Origin of the sequence: Salinibacterium sp. SWN167 (genome assembly GCF_015864665.1) — a bacterium.
Classification (GTDB): domain Bacteria; phylum Actinomycetota; class Actinomycetes; order Actinomycetales; family Microbacteriaceae; genus Rhodoglobus.
The window spans coordinates 1,003,249-1,025,071 of sequence record NZ_JADYWU010000001.1 but is presented as its reverse complement, the minus strand read 5'-3'; the positions used below and the strand labels follow the sequence as shown (position 1 = coordinate 1,025,071).

At 60.7% G+C, this 21,823-nt stretch carries 25 protein-coding genes and 1 tRNA gene; 13 read left to right on the top strand and 13 right to left on the bottom strand.

The features are described from left to right. Positions 1 to 103: 103 nt before the first annotated feature. Positions 104 to 805 (bottom strand): metal-dependent transcriptional regulator, encoded by a 702-nt coding sequence (locus I6E60_RS04920; protein WP_197123468.1) that lies wholly within the window; start codon positions 803 to 805, stop codon positions 104 to 106. A 40-nt stretch (positions 806 to 845) separates the two neighbouring features. Between I6E60_RS04920 and serC the strand changes: the two genes are divergently transcribed. Together serC and I6E60_RS04910 are read left to right on the top strand one after the other, a co-directional pair. After that, complete coding sequence (serC, locus tag I6E60_RS04915) at positions 846 to 1,958, top strand: phosphoserine transaminase (RefSeq protein WP_197123466.1); 1,113 nt, start codon at positions 846 to 848, stop codon at positions 1,956 to 1,958. 9 nt (positions 1,959 to 1,967) lie between these two features. After that, positions 1,968 to 2,213 carry a DUF2530 domain-containing protein gene (locus tag I6E60_RS04910; protein WP_197123464.1) on the top strand — a complete coding sequence of 82 codons (246 nt, stop codon included), beginning with the start codon at positions 1,968 to 1,970 and terminating at the stop codon, positions 2,211 to 2,213. Here I6E60_RS04910 and I6E60_RS04905 read toward each other — a convergent pair. Together I6E60_RS04905 and I6E60_RS04900 are read right to left on the bottom strand one after the other, a co-directional pair. Continuing rightward, positions 2,210 to 2,911: a DUF3027 domain-containing protein gene (locus tag I6E60_RS04905; protein ID WP_197179105.1), complete on the bottom strand. Its 702-nt coding sequence runs from the start codon at positions 2,909 to 2,911 to the stop codon at positions 2,210 to 2,212. The genes I6E60_RS04910 and I6E60_RS04905 overlap by 4 nt on opposite strands. Continuing rightward, complete coding sequence (locus I6E60_RS04900; RefSeq protein ID WP_197123460.1) at positions 2,904 to 3,287, bottom strand: cold-shock protein; 384 nt, start codon at positions 3,285 to 3,287, stop codon at positions 2,904 to 2,906. Before I6E60_RS04900 ends, I6E60_RS04905 begins: the two co-directional genes overlap by 8 nt. Before the next feature lie 64 nt (positions 3,288 to 3,351). Here I6E60_RS04900 and I6E60_RS04895 point away from each other — a divergent pair, with 64 nt between their 5' ends. The 3 genes from I6E60_RS04895 to I6E60_RS04885 are packed head-to-tail and all read left to right on the top strand — an operon-like array spanning position 3,352 to position 7,135. Then, complete coding sequence (locus tag I6E60_RS04895; protein ID WP_307784382.1) at positions 3,352 to 3,618, top strand: hypothetical protein; 267 nt, start codon at positions 3,352 to 3,354, stop codon at positions 3,616 to 3,618. Beyond that, positions 3,605 to 5,461, top strand: coding sequence for a helicase-associated domain-containing protein (locus I6E60_RS04890; protein WP_197179104.1), 1,857 nt, complete (start codon positions 3,605 to 3,607; stop codon positions 5,459 to 5,461). The genes I6E60_RS04895 and I6E60_RS04890 overlap by 14 nt, the downstream gene beginning before the upstream one ends. A gap of 24 nt (positions 5,462 to 5,485) precedes the next feature. Next, complete coding sequence (locus tag I6E60_RS04885) at positions 5,486 to 7,135, top strand: DNA repair helicase XPB (RefSeq protein ID WP_197179103.1); 1,650 nt, start codon at positions 5,486 to 5,488, stop codon at positions 7,133 to 7,135. Here I6E60_RS04885 and I6E60_RS04880 read toward each other — a convergent pair. Then, positions 7,132 to 7,428, bottom strand: coding sequence for a hypothetical protein (locus I6E60_RS04880; RefSeq protein ID WP_197123452.1), 297 nt, complete (start codon positions 7,426 to 7,428; stop codon positions 7,132 to 7,134). The two genes, I6E60_RS04885 and I6E60_RS04880, sit on opposite strands and share 4 nt — an antisense overlap. Here I6E60_RS04880 and I6E60_RS04875 point away from each other — a divergent pair. After that, positions 7,422 to 8,069: a hypothetical protein gene (locus I6E60_RS04875; protein ID WP_197179102.1), complete on the top strand. Its 648-nt coding sequence runs from the start codon at positions 7,422 to 7,424 to the stop codon at positions 8,067 to 8,069. The genes I6E60_RS04880 and I6E60_RS04875 overlap by 7 nt on opposite strands. A gap of 10 nt (positions 8,070 to 8,079) precedes the next feature. Here I6E60_RS04875 and I6E60_RS04870 read toward each other — a convergent pair whose 3' ends face one another. Next, positions 8,080 to 8,352, bottom strand: a complete 273-nt coding sequence (locus tag I6E60_RS04870) for a hypothetical protein (RefSeq protein ID WP_197123448.1) — start codon at positions 8,350 to 8,352, stop codon at positions 8,080 to 8,082. 143 nt (positions 8,353 to 8,495) lie between these two features. On the opposite strand from I6E60_RS04870, the gene I6E60_RS04865 reads away from it, so the two are divergent. The 3 genes from I6E60_RS04865 (at position 8,496) to I6E60_RS04855 (ending at position 11,334) form a co-directional block, all read left to right on the top strand. Beyond that, a complete protein-coding gene (locus I6E60_RS04865; RefSeq protein WP_197109572.1) occupies positions 8,496 to 9,188 on the top strand; it encodes a response regulator transcription factor in 693 nt (230 codons plus the stop codon). Between the two features lie 94 nt (positions 9,189 to 9,282). Further along, positions 9,283 to 11,004, top strand: a complete 1,722-nt coding sequence (locus tag I6E60_RS04860; RefSeq protein ID WP_197179101.1) for a HAMP domain-containing sensor histidine kinase — start codon at positions 9,283 to 9,285, stop codon at positions 11,002 to 11,004. A gap of 39 nt (positions 11,005 to 11,043) precedes the next feature. After that, the gene (locus I6E60_RS04855) at positions 11,044 to 11,334 is read left to right on the top strand and encodes a WXG100 family type VII secretion target (protein ID WP_197123444.1); all 291 of its coding nucleotides are present in this window, start codon (positions 11,044 to 11,046) and stop codon (positions 11,332 to 11,334) included. Positions 11,335 to 11,510: 176 nt separating this feature from the next. Here the strand turns inward: I6E60_RS04855 and groL are convergent, their stop codons facing one another. From groL to I6E60_RS04840, 3 genes are all read right to left on the bottom strand, one after another. After that, positions 11,511 to 13,139: a chaperonin GroEL gene (gene groL, locus I6E60_RS04850; protein ID WP_197123442.1), complete on the bottom strand. Its 1,629-nt coding sequence runs from the start codon at positions 13,137 to 13,139 to the stop codon at positions 11,511 to 11,513. A 196-nt stretch (positions 13,140 to 13,335) separates the two neighbouring features. Next, entirely contained in the window at positions 13,336 to 13,932 is a 597-nt protein-coding gene (locus tag I6E60_RS04845) for a LytR C-terminal domain-containing protein (RefSeq protein ID WP_197123440.1), read from the bottom strand. Positions 13,933 to 13,935: 3 nt separating this feature from the next. After that, complete coding sequence (locus tag I6E60_RS04840) at positions 13,936 to 14,232, bottom strand: DUF3263 domain-containing protein (RefSeq protein WP_197179099.1); 297 nt, start codon at positions 14,230 to 14,232, stop codon at positions 13,936 to 13,938. 135 nt (positions 14,233 to 14,367) lie between these two features. Between I6E60_RS04840 and I6E60_RS04835 the strand changes: the two genes are divergently transcribed. After that, a complete protein-coding gene (locus I6E60_RS04835; protein WP_197179097.1) occupies positions 14,368 to 15,474 on the top strand; it encodes a hemin ABC transporter substrate-binding protein in 1,107 nt (368 codons plus the stop codon). Between the two features lie 9 nt (positions 15,475 to 15,483). Here I6E60_RS04835 and I6E60_RS04830 read toward each other — a convergent pair whose 3' ends face one another. Together I6E60_RS04830 and I6E60_RS04825 are read right to left on the bottom strand one after the other, a co-directional pair. Further along, positions 15,484 to 16,326 (bottom strand): HtaA domain-containing protein, encoded by an 843-nt coding sequence (locus I6E60_RS04830; protein WP_197179095.1) that lies wholly within the window; start codon positions 16,324 to 16,326, stop codon positions 15,484 to 15,486. Further along, positions 16,326 to 16,784 (bottom strand): GNAT family N-acetyltransferase, encoded by a 459-nt coding sequence (locus tag I6E60_RS04825; RefSeq protein WP_307784380.1) that lies wholly within the window; start codon positions 16,782 to 16,784, stop codon positions 16,326 to 16,328. Before I6E60_RS04825 ends, I6E60_RS04830 begins: the two co-directional genes overlap by 1 nt. A 53-nt stretch (positions 16,785 to 16,837) precedes the next feature. Between I6E60_RS04825 and msrB the strand changes: the two genes are divergently transcribed. Next, positions 16,838 to 17,236, top strand: a complete 399-nt coding sequence (gene msrB / locus I6E60_RS04820; RefSeq protein ID WP_197123432.1) for a peptide-methionine (R)-S-oxide reductase MsrB — start codon at positions 16,838 to 16,840, stop codon at positions 17,234 to 17,236. Here msrB and I6E60_RS04815 read toward each other — a convergent pair. Then, the gene (locus I6E60_RS04815) at positions 17,233 to 18,204 is read right to left on the bottom strand and encodes a DMT family transporter (protein WP_197179093.1); all 972 of its coding nucleotides are present in this window, start codon (positions 18,202 to 18,204) and stop codon (positions 17,233 to 17,235) included. The two genes, msrB and I6E60_RS04815, sit on opposite strands and share 4 nt — an antisense overlap. Before the next feature lie 36 nt (positions 18,205 to 18,240). On the opposite strand from I6E60_RS04815, the gene I6E60_RS04810 reads away from it, so the two are divergent. Together I6E60_RS04810 and dapC are read left to right on the top strand one after the other, a co-directional pair. After that, a tRNA-Thr gene (locus tag I6E60_RS04810) sits at positions 18,241 to 18,314 on the top strand. Between the two features lie 314 nt (positions 18,315 to 18,628). Then, the gene (gene dapC, locus I6E60_RS04805) at positions 18,629 to 19,744 is read left to right on the top strand and encodes a succinyldiaminopimelate transaminase (RefSeq protein ID WP_307784379.1); all 1,116 of its coding nucleotides are present in this window, start codon (positions 18,629 to 18,631) and stop codon (positions 19,742 to 19,744) included. A 46-nt stretch (positions 19,745 to 19,790) separates the two neighbouring features. On the opposite strand, the gene I6E60_RS04800 is transcribed toward dapC, so the two are convergent. Both I6E60_RS04800 and I6E60_RS04795 read right to left on the bottom strand, forming a co-directional pair. Next, the gene (locus I6E60_RS04800; RefSeq protein WP_197123428.1) at positions 19,791 to 20,831 is read right to left on the bottom strand and encodes a zinc-binding dehydrogenase; all 1,041 of its coding nucleotides are present in this window, start codon (positions 20,829 to 20,831) and stop codon (positions 19,791 to 19,793) included. Between the two features lie 177 nt (positions 20,832 to 21,008). Further along, entirely contained in the window at positions 21,009 to 21,818 is an 810-nt protein-coding gene (locus I6E60_RS04795; RefSeq protein WP_197179091.1) for an SDR family NAD(P)-dependent oxidoreductase, read from the bottom strand. Positions 21,819 to 21,823: the final 5 nt, after the last annotated feature.

Here is a 21,823-nt window from a genome sequence, read left to right as displayed (position 1 = left end):
GGCTAACCCAGTTTTTCGGGCTCCTTGCACGCGGGCGCGCCGAATTGATTGACGAGACGGTTACGCCTCGGTGAACGCCAGATTCGAAAAGTGAATCAGAACGCTACGCCCTCGGCTTCTCCACAAAGATATGCACGGCGACCTCGTTGGGCAGCTCGAGACCTTCGCCGAAACCCTCCACCGTGACCGCAACATACGAGTCTGCAGCGGCGAACGTGGCAGTCTTGCCAGGCATAACGCCAGCGCTAAACAGCTGCTGCAACAGTTCAGGTTCGAATTGCACGGGTTCACCCAGTCGACGGATGAGCCCGGTCACGGGGGTCGTTGTTTCTGCGACGAGGTCAACAATGTTCACCATCCCGTCGCTGAAGGATGCCGCGGCAACTCCACCCAACTCTTCCAAGCCAGGAATCGGGTTGCCATAGGGCGACTCAGTGGGGTGATCAAGGATCTCGATGAGCTTGCGCTCAACTTGCTCGCTCATCACGTGCTCCCACCGGCATGCTTCGTCGTGAACGAGCGCCCAATCGAGACCAATGACATCGGCGAGGAGTCGCTCAGCGAGGCGGTGCTTGCGCATCACATGCGTGGCGCGGCGCCGACCCTCCACAGTAAATTCGAGGTGGCGGTCGCCTTCGACGACGACAAGGCCGTCACGTTCCATGCGGCCGATGGTTTGCGAAACGGTCGGGCCAGAGTGGCCGAGCCGCTCAGAGATGCGGGCCCGCAACGGGACAATGTTCTCTTCTTCGAGATCAAGAATCGTGCGCAGGTACATCTCGGTGGTGTCAACGAGATCGGTCATGAAACCAGACTAGCCCGAACTGGCCAATAGAATTGGACGCATGCCGAGCCTGACGATCCCTACTGACCTCCTTCCCTCCGACGGACGATTCGGAGCTGGCCCTTCCAAAGTGCGCGCCGAACAGATCGAACATCTCGTTTCTGGCGCGCGAAACATTCTCGGCACTTCTCACCGCCAAGCCCCGGTTCGCGACCTCGTTGGCCGTGTACGTGCGGGCCTTGGAGAGCTTTTCCAGATTCCTGAGGGCTACGAAGTAGTACTCGGCAATGGAGGCTCCACCGCATTCTGGGATGCCGCAGCCTTCGCCCTCATCGAACGTCGCAGCGCTCACCTCTCCTTCGGAGAGTTCGGTTCCAAGTTCGCTAAAGCAGCCGCAGCACCTCATCTTGAATCGCCTCATGTCGTCACCGCCCCCGGCGGGTCGCTGGCTGAACTCGACGATATCGATGGCGCTGACGTCTTCGCTTACCCGCAAAACGAAACCTCCACCGGTGTAATGGCGCCGGTGCGTCGCTTCGATGACGAGAACGTGCTCACCGTCGTGGATGCCACCAGCGCAGCAGGCGGCGTGCAGTTCGACGCCAACCAGGCTGACGTCTACTACTTTGCACCGCAGAAGAACTTTGCATCCGATGGCGGCCTGTGGATCGCTCTCTTTTCCCCCGCAGCAATCGAGCGCGTCGAGCGCATCGCAGCATCGGGCCGCTACATCCCCGAGTTCTTGTCGCTCAAGAACGCGATCGACAACTCGCGCCTCAACCAAACGCTCAACACTCCCGCACTCAGCACCCTGCTGCTGCTCGAGAACCAGATCGACTGGATCAATGGCAACGGTGGGCTTGCGTGGGCGGATGCTCGCACCCGCGAATCCTCGTCGGTGCTCTACGACTGGGCTGCCGCCAGCGATGTCGCTACCCCGTTCGTCACCAACCCGGAGCACCGCTCGCAAGTCATCGCCACCATCGACTTCGATGACGCGATTGATGCCGCCGCGATCTCGAAGACGCTCCGTGCCAACGGAATCGTCGACACCGATCCGTACCGCAAACTGGGCCGCAACCAACTGCGCGTTGCCACCTTCGTTGCAATCGAGCCGGATGACATCCGCAAATTGGTGTCATCGATCGAGTACGTGATCACCAACAGCCACTAATCTGAAACCGTGCGTATCTGGCTGAAAGACTCGGAACGCCGGCCCGATCCTGAGCCGGTGCAGACCGACGACCGCAAAGCCATGCTCGTGGGCATGGTGTTGTGGATCATCGGTCTCGCACTGCTGCTGCTTTTTATCGAGCCGCTCAACGCATCCGGAAACCTGTGGTGGCTTTGGACGGCCGTTGCGGGGCTCGTGCTTGGCCTTATCGGCCTGATCTACACGCACGTACGGCGCGGAAAGCGCACTCGCTAGTCTTCTTCGTCCGAATCGTCGTCATCATCGTCATCATCGTCATCATCGTCATCTGAATCGTCGAGATCATCGTCGTCATCGAGTTCAGCGTCGTCTGAATCGTCGTCGTCGTCGTCGTCCTCGTCCTCGTCGTCATCATCGTCCGAGTCGTCGAGGTCATCGATGCTTACGCCCTCGTGGTCGCCGCCACGAAACGCGCCAGTGTCGAAATCATCATCGACATCGTCGTCGTCGTCGTCGTCATCGTCATCCGATGCGTCGATATCGACACCGTCGAGGTCTCCTCCGTGCAATACGGACGAGCCGAATTCGTCGTCGCCCTCATCGTCATCGTCGTCGAGATCGTCGTCGTCGGAGGCTTCTTCTGCAGCGGCCTTTTCGGCATCCGCAGCTTCAGATGCAGCCTGCGCGGCCTTGTACTCGGCGAGACGTTCCGACCACGGCACCCAGTCAGGCGAGAGCAGTGCGCCCTCGGCCGGCATAAGTTCTGCTTCGAGAACCGTGGGTTCTTCGCCTTCAACGTGTGCGACGCTGACGGTCCAATTCCAGCCCGGATAGCCCGGCAGAGCCGAAGAGAAGAGAACCGAAACGGTGCCTTCGCTTTCGATCTGCTCACCGACGAGCGCACCAATCGACGCATCAGTGGTGATCTCGAGGAGTGCCCCTCGAGCAAGCTTTTCGTACTGGCTATTAGGCATCTAGTTCGTCCGCAACTTTACGTAGCATGGAGGCGATCTTGGCGCCGTGGGCTTTATCGGGGTAACGACCGCGCTTGAGACCAGAACCAATGCCGTCCATGAGCTTGACGAGATCTTCAATGATCACGGCCATGTCATCGGCAGGCTTGCGGTTAATCTTGGCCATGCTTGCAGGAGCATCCATGACGCGCACGGAGAGTGCCTGAGCGCCCTTCTTGCCGTCAGCGATGCCGAACTCGAGGCGTGTACCCGCTTTGATCCCAGTCGTGCCCGCTGGCAGCGCTGAGGCGTGCAAGAAGACCTCTTGGCCTTCATCACTCATGATGAAGCCAAAACCCTTCTCGTCGTCGTAAAACTTAACCTTGCCGGTAGGCATGGGCATGCTCCTTTGTATTCGTGACTCAAGCTTAGAACGTAAACGGGCGCGTATCCTTGTCAACGTGACAAATCACTCAACTGAACGTGACCTCCGCATCGAGCGTGTGCTCGCCTACCTGGTCGCCATCTCGATCGCACTCGCTGTGCTTAGCTTTGTCGCCGTAGTCGTTGCTACCGCAGTGGGCCAAACCGTATTCGATTACGGTGTGTGGCCCGCAGTGATCACTATGCCCTACTTTGCTTTGCCTTTGGGCGTCGTTTTCATCATCACCCTTGTCGTGTTGAATGGTCGCCGCCGCCAACGTGAATATAGGAATGGCCACAATTAGCGATGCGGCTCTTTTGCTCGCCGCTCAACTGCGGGCACTAGACGACGATCAACTTCTTGAGTTGTTGCGCTCACGCATTGTGCGCGGCAACTCCGTCAGCGACTTCTTTGATTTGGCGGATGCTCTGCAACAGTCCACTTCTGTTGAACGCGTGTTGCGAGATCTCGACCGCCCCACGCTCGCCACTCTTGCTGTGGTCGCTGACACTGCTTCTCTCACCGCGCAGGAAGTCGCCTCTGCCGTCGGGCCCTTCGGTGACGACGAGGTTGCCGTTCAGCGGCGGCTCGATCGACTCGTGAGTCTGGCGCTGCTCATCCACCGCGGCGGTCGCTACAGCGCCCCAGACGGCGTCACAGACCAGTTGGCCGGCTGGCCGTTCGATGGTTTGCCATCTACCGGCGAATTGCTCGACGCACCAGCGCCATCCACTCTCACGTCGGTCGAACCCTCGGAACGCGACAGCATCGATAGCATCGCCGCCGAGAACGCGTTCGCCACCACCAACGAGGTCACCGAACTCATCAACCAGCTGCGCTCCAGCCCCGTGCGCGATCTGGCTCGCGGTGGAGTCTCGCTCCCCGACTCAAAGCGGCTGGCGGCAGCCATGTCTGTGCCGCTCGACAAAATTGCCGGCCTGGTCGACATCGCCGAACGTGCCGGGCTCATTGCCACAACGAACGCCCAATGGATGCCAACCGCCGACGCCACCGAATGGATGTCGCGTGGTGCGGCCGAACGCTGGGTGCAGCTGGCTGAGGCGTGGCATCAGGGAATTCCTGATGACATCCGCACCATTTTGGCCGACCGCACGCAGAGCTTTTGGGGCAACGGCGTCGAAGACTACATGCGCTGGTTGTACCCCGCGGGGATCGATTCGGTGCTCGAAAAGGTGCGCCGGTATGCCCGGGATGCCAGCTTGCTTGGCGTCACCGCTAATCGTCTGCCGAGTAGCGCTGGCGTTGCACTGCTCACCAGCACCACGACGGAAGCAACAGCCGCCATGGCTGCGGTTTTTCCGAACGAAGTGCATCAGGTGTATGTGCAGCCCGACCTCAGCGTGATTTCGCCCGGCCCGTTGGCGCCGCAATTGGATGCCCGGTTGCGCGTGATCGCTGACGTTGAGACTCGCGCCCTGGCATCCACGTATCGGATCTCTCGATCGAGCCTGCACCACGCCATGACGCTCGGCGAGACCCTCGACGGCATTCGCAGCTTCCTGACCGAAATTTCCTTGACGGGCGTGCCGCAACCGGTCGAATACTTGTTGGCTGAGGCTGCGGCTCGTCATGGGCTCGTGCGGGTTGGCCAGGTTGGCGTGGCCGGTAGCTATGTGATTTCTCCCGACCCCGTTCTCTTGCAGTCGATCGCGGTTGACCCCAACTTTGGAGCATTCGGTTTACGCCTCGAAGGCGACCGTTTGGTCTCGCGTTTCGGCGTTGAGCAGCTCTTTTGGGCGCTCAGCGATGCCCGTTACCCGGTTGCCGCCGAGAACTCGGAGGGCACAATCTTGTCGCTGCGACGCGACCAAATCAGTGCTTCACCCGTCGAAGAACCTCACGACGATGGCCCCGAGAAACTGCTGGCGAAACTTCGCAGCGGTCAGGGCGGCGCTACCGGCGACGAAGATCAGGCGTGGTTGTCGCGACAGATTGAGGTCGCGATTCGCAACAAGCTGTTGCTCTTTGTCACGGTGAAAATGCCGGATGGGCATCTCGTGCAGTACACACTCGAACCTTCGAGCGTCGCCGCTGGGCGCATGCGCGGCCTCGACCGTGCGGCAGATATTGAGCGAACGTTGCCGCTGAAGAGCATCGTCGGGGTGGAAGCCACCAACGAACGCTAAGCATCCGGGCGTAGTCTAGGTCGGATGAACACAGCACCCGACGGACCTCTGATCGTGCAGTCTGACCGCACGGTTCTGCTTGAGGTCGCACACCCTTTGGCCGAAGACGCGCGCCATGATTTGGCCGTGTTTGCGGAGCTGGAGCGGGCTCCTGAGCACATTCACACCTACCGCATCACGCGCTTGGGGCTGTGGAATGCGCGCGCCGCTGGCCATGATGCTGCAGCGATGCTGGAGACACTGGAAAAGTATTCGAAGTTTCCCATCCCTCAAAGCGTCAGCGTCGATATCGCGGAGACAGTTGGCCGCTACGGCCGTCTTGTTATTGATCGCGATGATGACGGCGCCCTCACTCTCACCGCCACCGATCCCGCGGTGTTGCGCGAAATTACGCGCGCCAAGAAGGTCGCGAGCCTGCTGTTCGAGCGTCGCGGCGACCACACTTTTGTGGTTCAGCCGTGGGCCAGAGGGCAACTCAAGCAAGAGCTGCTCAAGCTCGGTTGGCCGGCAGAAGACAACGCCGGCTACACGCCAGGCACACCTCACGAGATTGCTCTGGATGCCTCGGGCTGGGGTTTGCGCGAGTACCAGCAGCACGCCATCGACAACTTCTTCGACCACGGTTCAGGCGTCGTCGTGCTGCCCTGTGGCGCCGGCAAGACCCTCGTGGGACTCGGCGCGATGGCGCAAAGCAACACCACAACCCTCATTTTGGTCACCAACACGGTTTCTGCCCGTCAGTGGCGAGCCGAAATCTTGAAACGAACCACCCTCACGGAAGAAGAAGTGGGTGAGTATTCGGGCCAGGTGAAAGAGATTTTGCCTGTCACGATCGCGACGTACCAAATCCTGACGGCGAAGCGTAAGGGCGAGTATGCCCATCTTGCATTGCTGGATGCTCTCGACTGGGGCCTTGTCATTTATGACGAAGTGCACTTGTTGCCTGCGCCCGTGTTCAAGCTCACCGCTGATCTGCAAGCGCGCCGTCGCCTCGGCCTCACCGCGACGCTTGTTCGCGAAGATGGGCGCGAGGGCGATGTGTTCTCCCTCATCGGCCCCAAGCGTTTCGATGCCCCGTGGAAAGAGATTGAGGCGCAGGGCTTCATCTCCCCCGCCAGTTGCTTCGAAGTGCGCGTTGACCTCCCCGAGAGCGAGCGGCTTGAGTATGCGGCATCCGCTGACGACGAACGTTACAGACTGGCCGCAACAGCACCCGCTAAAACTGACGTGGTGCGCGCGCTCGTGAAAAAGCACGCCGGCGAGCGCATTCTCGTTATCGGGCAATACCTCGACCAGATCGATGATCTGTCTGATCAGCTGAATGCTCCCAAGCTGACGGGTGCCACCTCTGTTCCGGAACGCGAGCGTCTGTATCAAGAGTTCCGCGACGGCATCACGAAGGTGCTCATCGTGTCGAAGGTTGCCAACTTCTCAGTCGACCTGCCCGAGGCAACCGTCGCCATCCAAGTCAGTGGCTCGTTTGGCTCACGCCAAGAAGAAGCTCAGCGACTTGGCCGTCTGCTGCGCCCCAAGGGGAGCGGGCTGCCCGCCAACTTCTACACGCTCGTGGCACGCGACACCGTCGACCAAGACTTCGCACAAAACCGCCAACGGTTCTTGGCCGAACAGGGCTACAGCTACACGATTTTGGATGCCGCAGACCTTACCGCTTAGGGCAGCTCTGGTTGCTCGCCGCCCATCATTACACCGCAGCGCCAGCACGGCGCCGGGAGCTCACCCTCAACGAGAGCACCGCATTGCTCGCAGACGCGCGGCAGCCAGCACGCGGCATCCCCCGCGACGGTGTCGGCTGAGTCATCCATCTCTCCAGTGTGCTCCCGGGTAACCCTGAAGTCGAGATGAACGGATGCGGCACCGCGCTCACCACCGAGAGCCACAACAGCGTCAACCGCACCGGCTACGGTGGAACCCGGCCACGGAACCCTAGGGAGTCCTTTCGATGCCACAGTCGCCATCGTCCACGTCATCGCAGTCGAGCCCATCGTGGCTGAGCTATCGGGAGTCGATCGGTGATCGGTCAGGCCTGTACCGTGCGCTGCTCGAGCATTGGACACCGACATCCGCCCTCAACGTGGGCAGCTATCTCGATCTCTCCCCGTCTACGAGCATTCCTGCCGTCACCTATGTCGACACCGACCGCCGGGCCGCCGCGTTCTTCGCCGACGCCGAGCGGGTCCGGAGCGAATTGGAAGGCGCCACGTTGCCGGGAGCCGCAGCTGAGATCACTTTCCTCAAGGCCGATTTTCTGAAGCCGCTTGCGCTGCCCGACGCATCCTTCGACCTGATCATCGCCCTGTTCACCGGCCCCGCGTGGGATTCCTGCGCGCGGTATCTAGCGCCGCGCGGACTCTTCCTTGCCAACAGCAGCCACGGGGATGCGAGCCTTGCTGCGCTCGATCCACGGCTGACTCTGGTGGGCGCGGTCCACCACCGCGACGGGCGCTACAGAATCGACAGTAGCGATCTCGATCGCTATCTGATTCCCAAGAAACCAGAGCAGGCCACCGCCGAGCTCATTCGTGCCAGCGGCCGAGGCATCGCGTACACCAGGCCTGCGTTCGCGTACCTCTTTCAGCTGACGGGGTAGGCGCGTTGTCTCAGACCGGTTCGCCCTCGAGGCGAGCACGACGCGTGATCATGAAGTCTTTCACCAGGCCGACTATCGAAAGGAGAACAAGAAAGGCGAAGCTCAAGGCCATCAGCCAGAGAGCACCGAATCCGACGCTCAGTGGCCACATTGGGGTGACCCCATTGACGCTCCACCACGTAATATCGTGCGACCGTGCGAGGCTCGAGAGAATCGTGATGGCGGCGAGCACGAGGGCTCCAACGCCAAACGCGATGAGTGTTCCTACGATCAATCTCTTCATCAGTTGATTCCCCTTCGCCTGATCCCGATACGGCCACCCTATGCTTAAAATTAACAAATACTCAATGAACTAATTGGTGAACAACTTGCCGACACGCCCTGACCTATCAGGTCACGTTCAGGAAACACGCAGATACTGGGCGCATGGCTGACGGACCGAAAATTCTCATTGTTGACGACGAACCAAACATTCGCGATCTGCTCACGACGAGCTTGCGCTTCGCGGGATTTGCGGTGCGCGCGGTAGGAAGCGGCGCCCAGACCATCTCGGCTGTTCTTGAAGAAGAACCCGACCTAATCATCCTCGACGTGATGTTGCCCGACATGAACGGTTTCGGAGTGACCAAGCGCCTCCGCGCATCCGGCTACACCTCCCCCATCTTGTTCCTCACGGCAAAAGATGACACTGAGGACAAGATCACCGGCCTCACCGTCGGTGGTGACGACTACGTCACGAAGCCCTTTAGCCTCGATGAGATTGTGGCCCGAATTAAGGCGATTCTTCGCCGCACGATGCAGGATGACGAAGAGACGATCATCCGCGCCGGCGACCTCACGATGGACCAGGACACCCACGAGGTATCTATCGGCAGCGAGCAGATCGAACTCAGCCCGACCGAGTTCAAGCTGCTGCGTTACCTCATGCTCAACCCCAACCGCGTGCTCTCGAAGGCTCAAATCCTCGATCACGTCTGGGAATACGACTTCAACGGCGACGCCGGCATCGTGGAGAGCTACATTTCCTACCTGCGCCGCAAGCTCGATCAGCACACCGAAGAGCCGATCATTCAGACCAAGCGTGGATTCGGCTACATGCTGAAGGCAGCAAAGCCGTAACCACCCGCGATGGCCAGCCAGACATGTAATTTCTCATGTTTGGCTGGCCATACTCGTTCCCGATTCCCAGCCACGCAAGGTACCGTTCACTATCATGCAGGAGAACATCCCAGACGCTTGGAGCCGCATTTCTTTGCGCACCAAGGTCACCGGAGTCACCGTGCTTCTGCTCACCATGGGCCTCCTCGTTGCGGGTGTCGGCACCGCCGCAGTATTGCGCGACTACTTGATCGAGCAAACTGACGACAAGATCACCGTGGCCGCCGACGGGCTCGATGGCCGCATCCAATACACGGGAACAACTAGCGACCCCCAGTGCAGTGTTTCTCTCCTGCCCAATGACCTCTATTTCGCGGTCCTCAACTACGACGGCAGTATGCGCTGCAATAGCCGAGAAGAGGATGCCTCGCGGCCTGTTCTCGACGGCCTCACCATCGCCGTTGCCAATTCTCAGACCGAGCCGTTCACTCTCCCGAGCACCGCTATTGGAGGGCAATGGCGGGTCATCGCCTACCCAGCGATCAGCACCATTGGCCCTGACTTCGTGACGGTCGTTATCGCTCGCGACCTGAGTGATTCCAACGCCATCGTTGCTCGTTACGCCGCCATCTTCTTGTTCTTTGGTCTCACTGTTGTCATTGTCGGTGGAGCGCTCACCCGCCTTTTGGTCACCTCGACGTTTGCGCCGCTCCGTGAAGTGGAAGCCACTGCAGCCCGCTTTGCCGACGGAGACTTCGACCAGCGGCTGTCTGTTGCTACCCCCAACACGGAAGTGGGGCGCCTCAATCGTTCCCTCAACTCCATGCTTGGTCGAATTGATCGCGCCTTCGCCGACCGTGCGCGCACGATCGATCAGATGCGCCGCTTCGTCGGTGACGCTAGCCACGAACTTCGCACCCCGCTCGTCACCGTGCGCGGTTATGCCGAGCTTTATCGCATGGGCGCCATTACCAAACCGGATGACGTTGCTCAGGCCATGGAGCGCATCGAAAAGGAAGCTATCCGTATGGGTGGTCTCGTTGAAGACCTGCTCGAGTTGGCGCGCATTGATGGCAGCAAGCCGGTGCAGTTCACCGAAGTCGATCTTTTGCCGTTGGCCAATGATGCAGCGATGGATGCCCGTGCCTCTACCGGCCGCGTCGTCACCGTGATCAACACCAACCCCCGCATCGAATCCGACGCCGTCGTCACGACTGAGACTTCAGCTGATGCCGACACAGATACCAAGGCGATCACTCTTCCCGAGAGCTCCCACCCCGATCCGAGCACGCCCTCGCGCGGTGTTGCTGCGCTCGCCACCGGCCCCATTGCCGCTGCCGGTGCCCGGCTTTCACGACTGGCATCCCGCAAGAAGTCGGCCGCCGTTGCCAAAGCAACCGCTCGCCTTACTCAGGCCATTGCGCCCGTGCCGAAAGACCTCAACGCCGTCGTCATGGCCGAAGAGAACAAGATTCGCCAGGTGCTCACCAACCTCGTCACGAACGCGCTGCGCTTCACGACTGATACTCCCGTCGAGATTGGCGTTGGCGTCGACCATGAGCGTCAATTGGCTGTACTCTCGGTCATCGACCACGGCGAGGGCATTCCCGAACAGATTCGCGCCAAGGTCTTCGAACGCTTCTGGCGTGCTGACAGCTCACGCAACCGCGACACCGGTGGCAGCGGTCTGGGGCTAGCAATCGTTGCGGCCATCGTCGCAGCCCACCACGGCACCGTGCAGGCGCTCGAGACGCCAGGAGGCGGCGCAACCTTCCGCGTTGAGCTTCCTCTCCTCCCCAGCACTCCCAGCCCCTCAGAGGACACCGAAGAGGAATAGTCGCCGCAGCGACCGGATGTCAGAATCTACCGTCGAGGTATGACTCGATACCAAGTAGATAGCGAAGCCGTTCTCAGCGCCACCGGAGCGGTACAGAATTCCATCAGCCGCATCCAAGCCGAAGTTGCTGGCCTCCACGGTCAGCTCACGAACCTGCAGGGTTCGTGGACAGGGCAGGCGGCGACAGCCTTCTCCGCTGTCGTCACCGACTGGAAGGCCACTCAGCAGCGAGTAGAAGAGAACCTCGCTGCCATCAACACCGCGCTCAGCCAAGCGGGGCAGCAGTATGCGGAGATTGAAGCAGCAAATGCTCGCCTCTTCTCCCGCTAGCAGCACGCCTTCGCACGCTGACAGCACGCTCCGGCACGCTCCGGGCAGACCTCGGCACACTGCGGGCGTTAGAGACTCCCCCACCCGCAGAAACTCGCGTTAACGACAGAATGGGCGCCTCCCGAAGGAGACGCCCATTCTGTGTAGTGCAGTGAAGCGGTGTAGAGCGGTGGGACTTAGAAGTCCATGCCACCCGACGGGTCACCCATGGGTGCCGGGTTCTTCTCAGGCTTGTCAGCAACGACGGCTTCGGTCGTCAAGAACAGACCGGCGATCGACGATGCGTTGAGCAGAGCCGAGCGAGTCACCTTTACCGGGTCATTGATTCCTGCAGCGAGCATGTCGACGTATTCGCCGGTAGCTGCGTTGAGGCCATGACCAATCGGGAGGTGACGAACCTTGTCAGCAACGACACCAGGCTCCATGCCTGCGTTGAGTGCGATCTGCTTGAGCGGTGCGTCGATAGCAACACGAACGATGTTCGCTCCGGTTGCTTCGTCGCCGACCAAGTCAGCCATTGCCTGGCTGTCGAAAGCGATCTTGCCAGCCTGAATCAGGGCCACGCCACCACCGGCGACGATTCCTTCTTCAACAGCTGCCTTGGCGTTGCGGACTGCGTCCTCGATGCGGTGCTTGCGCTCCTTGAGTTCAACCTCAGTTGCGGCACCAGCCTTGATGACTGCAACACCACCGGCGAGCTTGGCGAGACGCTCTTGGAGCTTCTCACGGTCGTAGTCGCTGTCAGTGTTGTCGATCTCGGCGCGGATCTGCTTGACGCGACCTGCGATCGCCTCTTCTTCACCAGCACCTTCGATGATCGTGGTCTCGTCCTTGGTGATAACGACCTTACGGGCGCGACCGAGGAGTTCGAGAGTTGCGTTCTCGAGCTTGAGTCCAACTTCTTCGGAGATGACCTGACCACCGGTGAGGATGGCGATGTCAGCGAGCTGAGCCTTGCGACGGTCTCCGAAGCCAGGAGCCTTGACAGCAACCGACTTGAAGATGCCACGGATCTTGTTCACAACGAGAGTTGCGAGGGCTTCTCCGTCAACGTCTTCAGCAATGATGAGCAGCTGCTTGCCACTCTGGATTACCTTGTCGACGATGGGGAGAAGATCCTTGATGTTCGAGATCTTGCCGTTGACGATAAGAACGTAGGGGTCTTCGAAGACCGCTTCTTGGCGCTCTTGGTCAGTGACGAAGTATGCCGACAGGAATCCCTTGTCGAAGCGCATACCCTCGGTGAGCTCAAGCTCGGTGCCGAACGTGTTCGACTCCTCAACGGTGACAACACCTTCCTTGCCGACCTTGTCGATCGCCTCAGCGATAAGTGCACCGATCTCGGGGTCTCCAGCAGAGATGGATGCAGTAGCTGCGATCTCTTCCTTGGTTTCGATCTCCTTGGCGCTCGCAATGAGTGCCTCGATGACCGAGTTGGTTGCCTTTTCGATACCGCGCTTGAGGCTGATGGGGTCTGCACCCGCAGCAACGTTGCGGAGGCCTTCGCGAACGAGAGCCTGAGCAAGAACAACAGAAGTGGTCGTACCGTCTCCGGCTACGTCATCCGTCTTCTTCGCTACCTCTTTGACGAGTTCGGCACCGATCTTTTCGAAAGGATCGTCGAGCTCGATTTCTTTGGCGATGGATACACCGTCGTTCGTGATGGTGGGAGCGCCCCACTTCTTCTCAAGAACAACGTTGCGGCCACGTGGGCCGAGCGTGACCTTTACGGCGTCAGCGAGAATGTTCAGGCCGCGCTCAAGGCCGCGACGGGCCTCTTCGTTGAAAGCAATGATCTTTGCCATGTGTGTTTCTCGTCCCTCCCGGACGTCGTACAAGCGAATAAGTTGGCACTCGAACTACGCGAGTGCCAAGGTCAAAATTAGCACTCGACAGGGGCGAGTGCAAGACGGCACTGCGCACTCGATGGGGGCGAGTGCAAGACAGCACTGCGCACTCGACAGGGGCGAGTGCAAGACGGCGCAGCGTGCGGGCTTCCCTTTATTCTGTGGGCTCTTCTGTTGCTTCCACGGCGGGGGCGAGGTAGTCGGTTCCGATGACGACGGTGAGTTCTACGCCGGGGAAAATGTCATCTTCCACTAGGCGGATTTCGCCGCGGCCGATGGCAGCGACGAGGCCCGAGGCTACGTCTTCGTCGTCGGGGTTGCTGTAGTACACGTAGGTGTCTTCGATGTCACGCGAGGAGGCGGGCGCCGCACTGCCGGTGGGCCAGCCTGCTGCAGTGAGTTCGTCGAAGACGGTGGTTTGGAGTCCGCTTTCGGGGGTGCCGTTAAGCACGTCGATGGTTAGTGCGCGTTCGGGGTCGATTGTGGCGGGGTCGGTGACGGGCGCGACGGTTTCCGCGGGTTCGGGGTTGACGGCGGGTTCTTCGGGGGCAGCGAAGAAGGGGATGCCGAGGTCGTCATCCAGGTACTGGCTCAGGGCGAAGAGGCCGCCAAAGACGAGCACGCCGGTGGCGAGTAGCGCCCAGGCGAAGCCGATCCAGCCGCGGCCGCGTCGTTTGGGGCCGCGGTGGGCTCCAATGCGGTCTACGTCCTCGGGTAGTTCGTCGAATCGGTCTTTCGGGTAGCTCGCCATTGCTTAGTCTGTCAATTCTTCGTCGTGGTGGGGGCTGCGCACTGATCGGGTGCGCATCCGGTTGTCTCTGCTGCGGCGCAGTCGCGAGACCAACATGGGGTCATAGCGCACGGCTGCCGGTGAGTCGATTACCGCATTGAGCATTTGATAATAGCGCGCACTTGAGACATGAAACTGGGAGCTGATGGCCTCTTCTTTGGCGCCGACGTGGCGGGTCCATTCGCGCTCGAAGTCGAGGATAGCGCTGTCACGTTCGGACAGGCCGGTAGCGGGGCACGACGCGGCTTCGTTTTCTGGCACGGCAATTCCCTCCACTGTGCTGGTAAGCCTAGGGTGTGCGGGCTGTGGCTCCCCCGAACGACTCGGCTTCGTGGACCAATTGGAGACAGTCGAGGTTAGGATTGCCTTAGTACCCGATATTTCTGATTGGTTGTCATGCGCACTCGACTGTTCACTGCTGCGGCGGTGTTGTCTGGCGTTGTGCTCGCAGCGAGCGGATGTTCGGCCGCCACCATTGCCGAAACGCCGGCTGTGACGGTTACAGCCGATTTGGTTTCTCCGCTGTCGGCGCTGACGGTGTTGGACGATGCGAAGGATTACAGCGGGCTGGTGCAGGCGGCTCTTCCCTCATCCGGAATTCTGGCTCCTGAGGAGGCACCAGTGCAGTCGTTGCCGGTGACGGTCGTTTCGCACGATTTGGCCGGGGATGTGCCCGTCACAGTGTCATCGACGGACCGGGTGATTTCGATGGACATTTCGGGGTCGATCGCGGCGACGGTTGCTGGTCTGGGAATGCTCGATTCGCTGGTGGCGCGCGATATTTCGACGACGTTTGATGAGGCAGCCGATTTGCCGGTGATCACCTCTAACGCTCACACCGTCAACAGTGAGGCCATTTTGGCGTTGCGCCCTGATCTGGTGTTGACGGATGGCTCTATTGGTCCGATCGATGTGGTGTTGCAGTTGCGCGATGCGGGCATTCCGGTGGTGTTTGTGGACACGGATCCTTCTATTGAGGGCATTGCCGAGTTGGCCCGTCAGACGGCGGCCGCGCTGGGGGTTGCCGCCGCCGGTGATGCCTTGGCTGCAGAGCTGAGCGCCACAATTGAGGCGAAGATCGCTGAGATCGCTGACATCGTGCCCTCGGGTGACCGACTGCGCATGATGTTTCTCTACCTGCGGGGCACCTCGGGTATTTATTACTTGTTCGGCCAAGAGTCGGGCTCTGATGTGCTGATCGATGCTCTTGGTGGTGTGGATGTCGCAGCCGAGATCGGGCTCGAAGGTATGCGCCCGATGACCGATGAGGCCATGGTCGCGGCGAATCCTGATCTCATCCTGGTGATGACTGGGGGTCTCGACAGTGTTGGCGGCGTGAGTGGATTGCTCGAAGCTCGCCCCGCGGTTGCCCTCACGGAGGCTGGCAAAAACCAGCGGTTTGTCGAGATGGATGACGGCGAAATTTTGAGTTTCGGCCCGCGCACGGTCACGGTGCTTGATGCCCTCGCTCGGGCAATTTACGCGCCTACGTCAGGGTCGTAGAGCGGGCAGCTACATTGCTTCGGCGCGATTGCGCCGGCGGCGACGTCCAAGAACCAGCACGATGGCAATCGCTACGAGAATGGCGATGATGGCCCCGATGATGATCAGAGCGCTCAGAAGTGCCTGATTGACATCCTGCGGTTGCGGCATGCAGTCAGGTGTCGCGCTAAAGGTGACGGTGATGGGGTCGAACTCTTCGCCGGCGGGATAGGTGCCGAAGGCGTCGGAACCCGCTTCGGTGAGAACGACGGGCGCACTCTCGAGCAGCGCGGTGCCAGCGGCTACCGTGATGCTTGACACGTCGATCGTGGCGAACTCAACATCGGTTTCGTCAACGGGAAGACCTTCTTGCGTCGTTCCGAAGACATCGAAGACGAGATTCGCTGTGGTGCTGCCGTCGAACACAATTTCTAGGCCGGCGAGGGTGGTGTCGAGGATGCCATCGTGGCCGGTAAGGCGCAGGCTTCCGTCGAATGCGAGAGTGCCACTGCCCGCGTCGAGCTGGCCGGAGCCTGCCGTCCAACCGAAGTCGGGCGTTTCGTAGGTGGCGCCGTCGCTCACCGTCCACTCGCCGTTGGCGATGGTGCCGCTGATGTACGACCGCAGCGACTCTTTGAGGCCCCAGGTGATGGCGGCATCCGTTACGTCACACACAGTGCCGTCGGCGGCGATTATCGTCTCTGAAGTGTTGGTCGCGGCTGGCGAGTCGGTCGCGGCTGCCGTCTGGTCATCAGTGACAGACAGCGGCTGCCGTTGCTCTGCGGCTCCGCTCGTCATCGGCGTGAGCGCAATGAGAACCGCGGTGACAATGAGCGCGGCGGGGCCGAGCACGCAAACGTTGAGGCCGCGCATTAGCGCCCTGCGCGGTACATGGACTGATGCATGATGGTGGCTTCTTCATACAGTTCACCAAAGGATTCGAATCCGAATTTGGCGTAGAGCGGCACGATGTAGTCCTGCGCGTGCAACATCATCCCTTCGCCACCAAAATCTTCGACGATGCGCTTCATGATGATTCGGGCGAGGCCCTCGCCGCGGTGGTCGTCGCGCACGACAACGCGGCCGATGACGCGGTGACCGTCAAGGTATTCGGCGGTCTCGTTGAACAAAACGCGGATATACGCCACGACATCGTCACCGTCTGCGAGCCAGTAGTGACGGGTGGCATCCTCTTGATCACGGTCATCAAGTTCGGTTTCGTCGACTTTTTGCTCAACAAAAAATACGTCAGTGCGCAGTTTCATGATCGAGTAGAGCTCGGATGTTGTTAATTCGCCCCAAGACTTGGCGATCACGGAATCAATAGGCACATCCCCGAGTTTAATGTACTGAGCGGAGAAAGCTCACGAATAGAGGAGACCACATGACGTACAAGGTGACTAAGACTGACGAGCAATGGCGCGACGAGCTCGGAATCAAGTACTCAGTGCTGCGTGAAGCCGGCACCGACCGTCCGTGGTCTGGCGCCCTTCTCGATGAGAAGCGTGCTGGCACGTACCGCTGTGGCGCCTGCAGCGCTGAGCTCTTCACGAGCGACACCAAGTTCGATTCGGGTTCGGGATGGCCGAGCTTCTATGAAGCGATCAACCCGGATGCCGTTGAGCTTCGCGAAGATCGCTCACTGGGAATGGTGCGCACCGAGGTTGTCTGTGCAACCTGTGGCTCACACCTCGGGCATCTGTTCGATGATGCCCACCAGACTCCGACCGGTGACCGTTTCTGCTTGAACTCAAGCTCGCTGGAGTTTGACGAGCAGGACTAGTTCGACAGCAGCGTTTTAGGTGGTCGCTTGCCCGAGAGGGAGGCGATCACCACCGCGATGAGGGTGAGTGCCACGCCGATTATGGTGGTTGGTGCCACCCCATCGTTGTCTGTGGGCAAAAGAAGTTCGAGGGCGAGCGCTCCGAGCAGCTGCCCCGCGATCGAACCGAGTGCGAAGAACAGCACTCCGGTGATGGGCACGAGCACAGCGGCAACGATGATGAAGATCACGCCGATCGCTCCCCCGAGATACAGCGTCAGGTCGGTGGGGAAGTCGTGCTGCCAGCCGCCGATGAAGCCAAACACGATTGCCGCGATGGCCAGCACCGAGGTGCCCGCAATGAAGTTGACGTAGGTCGCGGTGAGCGGCGAACGCGTCACATGCCGCACGTGACCGTTGATGGCTTGCTGCCATCCGATCCCGAAGCCTGCAATGAGCGGCAAGAAGACCAGCAGGAATGGCCCATCGAGGCGCAGATCGGACAGCCCCGAGAAAATGACCGCGCCCACAGCGAGGGCGGATGCCGCCACCCGCAGCGGAGTAACGGGGCGCTTCTGCAGACTGCCGATTCCCACCCGGTCGATGACCGCGGAACTGATCGTTTGACTCGCCACCACGGCGACCGTGAACAGCGCTACGCCGAGGGCGGTTGCTGCGAGCCCCTGAGTGAGCACGAAAAACGCGCCAAAGGTTCCGCCGGTGAGATACCACCAGGGCAAGCGCTTGCTTCTGACTTCGGTGCCCAGAGTACGGAATCCAGCGCGTGCGCTCGGCACAAAAGGAACGATCAGAGTAAGAATAACGAGCCCTGATCCGAACGAAATGAGCGCCGCGAGAGTCGAATCGTGAAGTTCTACCGCAAGCTCCCCATTGATGCGACTTTGGCCTGCAACAAGGGCTCCAGCGACGATTGCAGCAATGATTCCAGCGAGCGCGCGCCGGCGACTGCGCGGGTTGGTTGGGAGCATAGGTGAAGTCATGTCTAAAATAGGGCGTTGGCCCAAGCCTCCTTAGCTCAGCTGGCTAGAGCACCGCTCTTGTAAAGCGGGGGTCGTCGGTTCGAATCCGACAGGAGGCCCAGCAAAGATGTCGAGGGCAGTCGGGGTTATTTTAACCCTAGCTGTCCTCGACATCGCTGTTTAACCAGCGGCCGTCGGCGGGAATGCCGCGCGTCGGCCACGTCGGATCGATCTTCCTCATGCTGAGGAATATCCACGCGGCTTATCGCTCCGCCGGTGCGAATAACGCCGATAGCGTGTCTTCGCTTATGTGTTTCATAGGAAGCTCTGGTTGGATAGGTGACATGGATGCTTACTTCAACTACGCCGGAGCCCGATCGCCCCATTCCCGGGCAGTGTCGAATCTCTCGATTCGCCGCTCCGGAGTTGTCGCGTGAGCGCCTCCGTGGGGTCTTCGGCTCCTGTGACTCCGTCACCGATGGAGGTGTCGGCTGAGCTTCGCCGTCGCGCAGTCGCCCACCCGGGCGGGTTTGCCGACCTCGCGACCGCTTCCCCTGTCGACCCGACGCCGCAAGTCTTTGTCGATGCGCTGGCTTCAGCGGGCGGCGCACCTGGCTATCCCTTGACCATTGGGGTCGTCGAGTTGCGTGACGCGATGGTGAACTGGTTCGATCGCATCCGCGGTGTCACTCTCAATCGAGAGGGTGTGCTGCCCACGATCGGCTCAAAAGAGCTGTTGGGTTTACTGCCATTCTTGCTCGGGCTTGGCGCGGACGACGTAGTGGTACGCCCCGCGCTTGCCTATCCCGCCTATGAAGCGGGGGCGCTCGCTGTCGGTGCCAGCGTCGTTGCTGAGGACGATCCGGCCAAGTGGCCTGAGGCGACCAAGCTCATTTGGCTGAACTCCCCTCGCAACCCGGACGGCCAGACCCTGACCGTTGAGGAGTTGCGTCGTGCTGTCGCCCGAGCTCGCGAGCTCGGTGCTGTGATCGTCGGGGACGAGTGCTACGCCGTGTTGAACGAGCGCAACGGGGAGCGGATCCCGTCCATCCTCGACCCGAGAGTGGTCGGCGACGACATGAGCCAGGTTCTCGCCTGCTATTCGGTAAGTAAGCAGTCGAACATGGCTGGATACCGGGGCGGCATGGTGGCCGGAGACGAAGAGCTGATCGGCAAAATTGCATCGAAACGCCGCAGCCTGGGCCTCATGGTTCCTGCGCCCGTGCAGCAGGTACTCAGCGCAGTCCTCTCTGATGACGAGCATGTTGTCGAGCAGCGCGATCTCTACACCGCACGACTTGAGCGACTCCGCACTGCCGTCGAGGCAGCCGGACTCGAGATTCATGGCTCGGAAAGCGGCCTATACCTCTGGGCCACGCGGGGCGAAAGCGGAATTGATACCGCGATGGCGCTTGCCGACATCGGCGTGCTTGTCTCGCCCGGCGAGTTCTACGGTCCGAGCGGCACGCAATTCGTGCGCTTTGCCGTGACGGTTCGAGATGAGTACCTCGACCGGGCGATCATCGCCCTTCAGTCGTGGTCCCGCTGACGAGACCACGCTCCGTGGCCCCGCTAGCGAGAAACCAGCTCGGGGCCTAGAAGGCGACCATCACCTTGAGGCTCTCGCGGGAGTCCATGGCGGCGTATCCCAGCGCAACGTCGTCGATACCCACGACGCGATCGAAGACACGACCCGGAACGATCGAGCCGTCGAGCACGTCTTGGAGCGCGGATTCGATGTAGGCGCGCACGGGGGCAGGTCCACCCGTGAGCGTAATGTTGCGGCTGAACAGAGAACCCCAGCCGATGGGAGCCTCGGAATACTGGGGAACGCCGACCCGTGAGATCGTGCCGCCCACGCGGACGGACCCCAGCGCCTGCTGGTATGCCGGGAAGTGGCCAACCGCCTCGATAACGACGTGACTACCCTCGCCGCGGGTGAGTTCGCGCACCCGGGCGACTCCTTCTTCTCCGCGCTCGGCCACAATCTCGTCAGCCCCGAACTCGACACCGAGATCAGTGCGCGACTGATGCCGCCCCATGAGGATGACTCGCTCGGCCCCGAGCTTCTTTGATGCCAGCACGGCCGACAGGCCGACCGCTCCGTCGCCAATCACCGTCACCGTCTGTCCCGCACCAACCCGCCCCATATGCGCGGCGTGGTAACCGGTGAGGTAGACATCGGACAGAGCGAGAAGCGACGGAATCAGTTCACTTTTCTCGTCGACGCCCGGCACTGCCACCAGACTGCCGTCTGCCTGCGGCACCCGCGCGTATTCCGCTTGGAAGCCGCCGACTTCGGGTTTGTTGTAAAAGCCGCCGTGGCGGCAGGAGGTCTGGAAACCTTCTTGGCAAAAGACGCAAGTGTTGTCTTGGTACGTGAACGTGGCGACGACGAGGTCTCCTCGTTTCACCGTGGAGACCTCAGAGCCGATTTCCTCAACGATGCCGACCATCTCGTGGCCCATCGGAGCACCAATCGGGCCTGGCTTACGCGTGTGATAGGGGTGCAGGTCTGAGCCGCAGACACAGGCACGAACAACCCGGATGACGGCGTCTGTCGGAAGCTGGATCACCGGGTCCGCTACCGTTTCCACTCGCACGTCGCCCGCGCCGTAGAGAAATGCTGCCTTCATAGAGTTACCTCGCAATATAAGCCTGTGGCTGAGGCCGCTCTCCACTGGGATTCGTGAACGCGCGACCAGCTGACGACACAACAGTACACGGCGCTATCGTCGATACCGGGGAGGGCATCCGCCTCGGCACCGGCTCGTGACACACGGTCTTTCGCCGACGAGCGCGAAGGCCCGAACCTAGCCGCTGATGCCTGCCAGCAACGCCTGCTTCTGCTCAACGTTCATCCCGTGCCTGACCGCGGCGATCTTATTGCCCGTGATGTAGACGGCGCTGGCACCGGTGAACTGCTCGGCGAATCCGGCGTCGTAGATGCGCTGGGATCCGACCGCGGGGTCCCCAAAGAAACGACTCAAGAACTTCGTGATGATCGCGGGCGCATCCCCGTTGCGCGTCATGTCAGTTCGTCGTGACCCGGGATCGACCGTCACGAAGGTCACTCCGGGCCAGGACTCAGTAATGTCGTTGAGCAGGAGCATCGCGGCCTGCTTGGACTGCATGTAGGTGAGCATCCCGGCCTGCGTCGTAGTGCCCACGAGAGGCGCAACGTTGAGCTTGTTGCGCTGCATGCCGCCCGTTCCCGTGTTGATCACCTTCGCGTCGCCCGACTTCAGCAATAACGGCTTGAGGGCTTCGGTGAGGATGACCGGCGCGAGAGTATTGATTTCGTAGTGCAGCTCGTTGCCCTGCCCGGAGGAGCGCCCCGATGCGGTCAGGATGCCCGCGTTGTTGAACAACCGGTCGAGCTGCGGCCACGCCGCAGTGATCTCTGCAGCCACCACTCGCACGTGGCTCTGATCGCTCAGGTCGGCGTAGAAGAACTGGATGCCGTCGACGAGCTCTGGTGCGAGTTCGGAGAATTGCGCGATCGTTTCTTGCTTGCGCGCCTCGGAGCGGATGATGAGCCCGACGGTGTGGCCGGCGGTGAGTGCGTTCTTGGTGACCCCGAGTCCGAGACCGGTGTGGCCTCCCGTAATCAAGACATACATGGGTG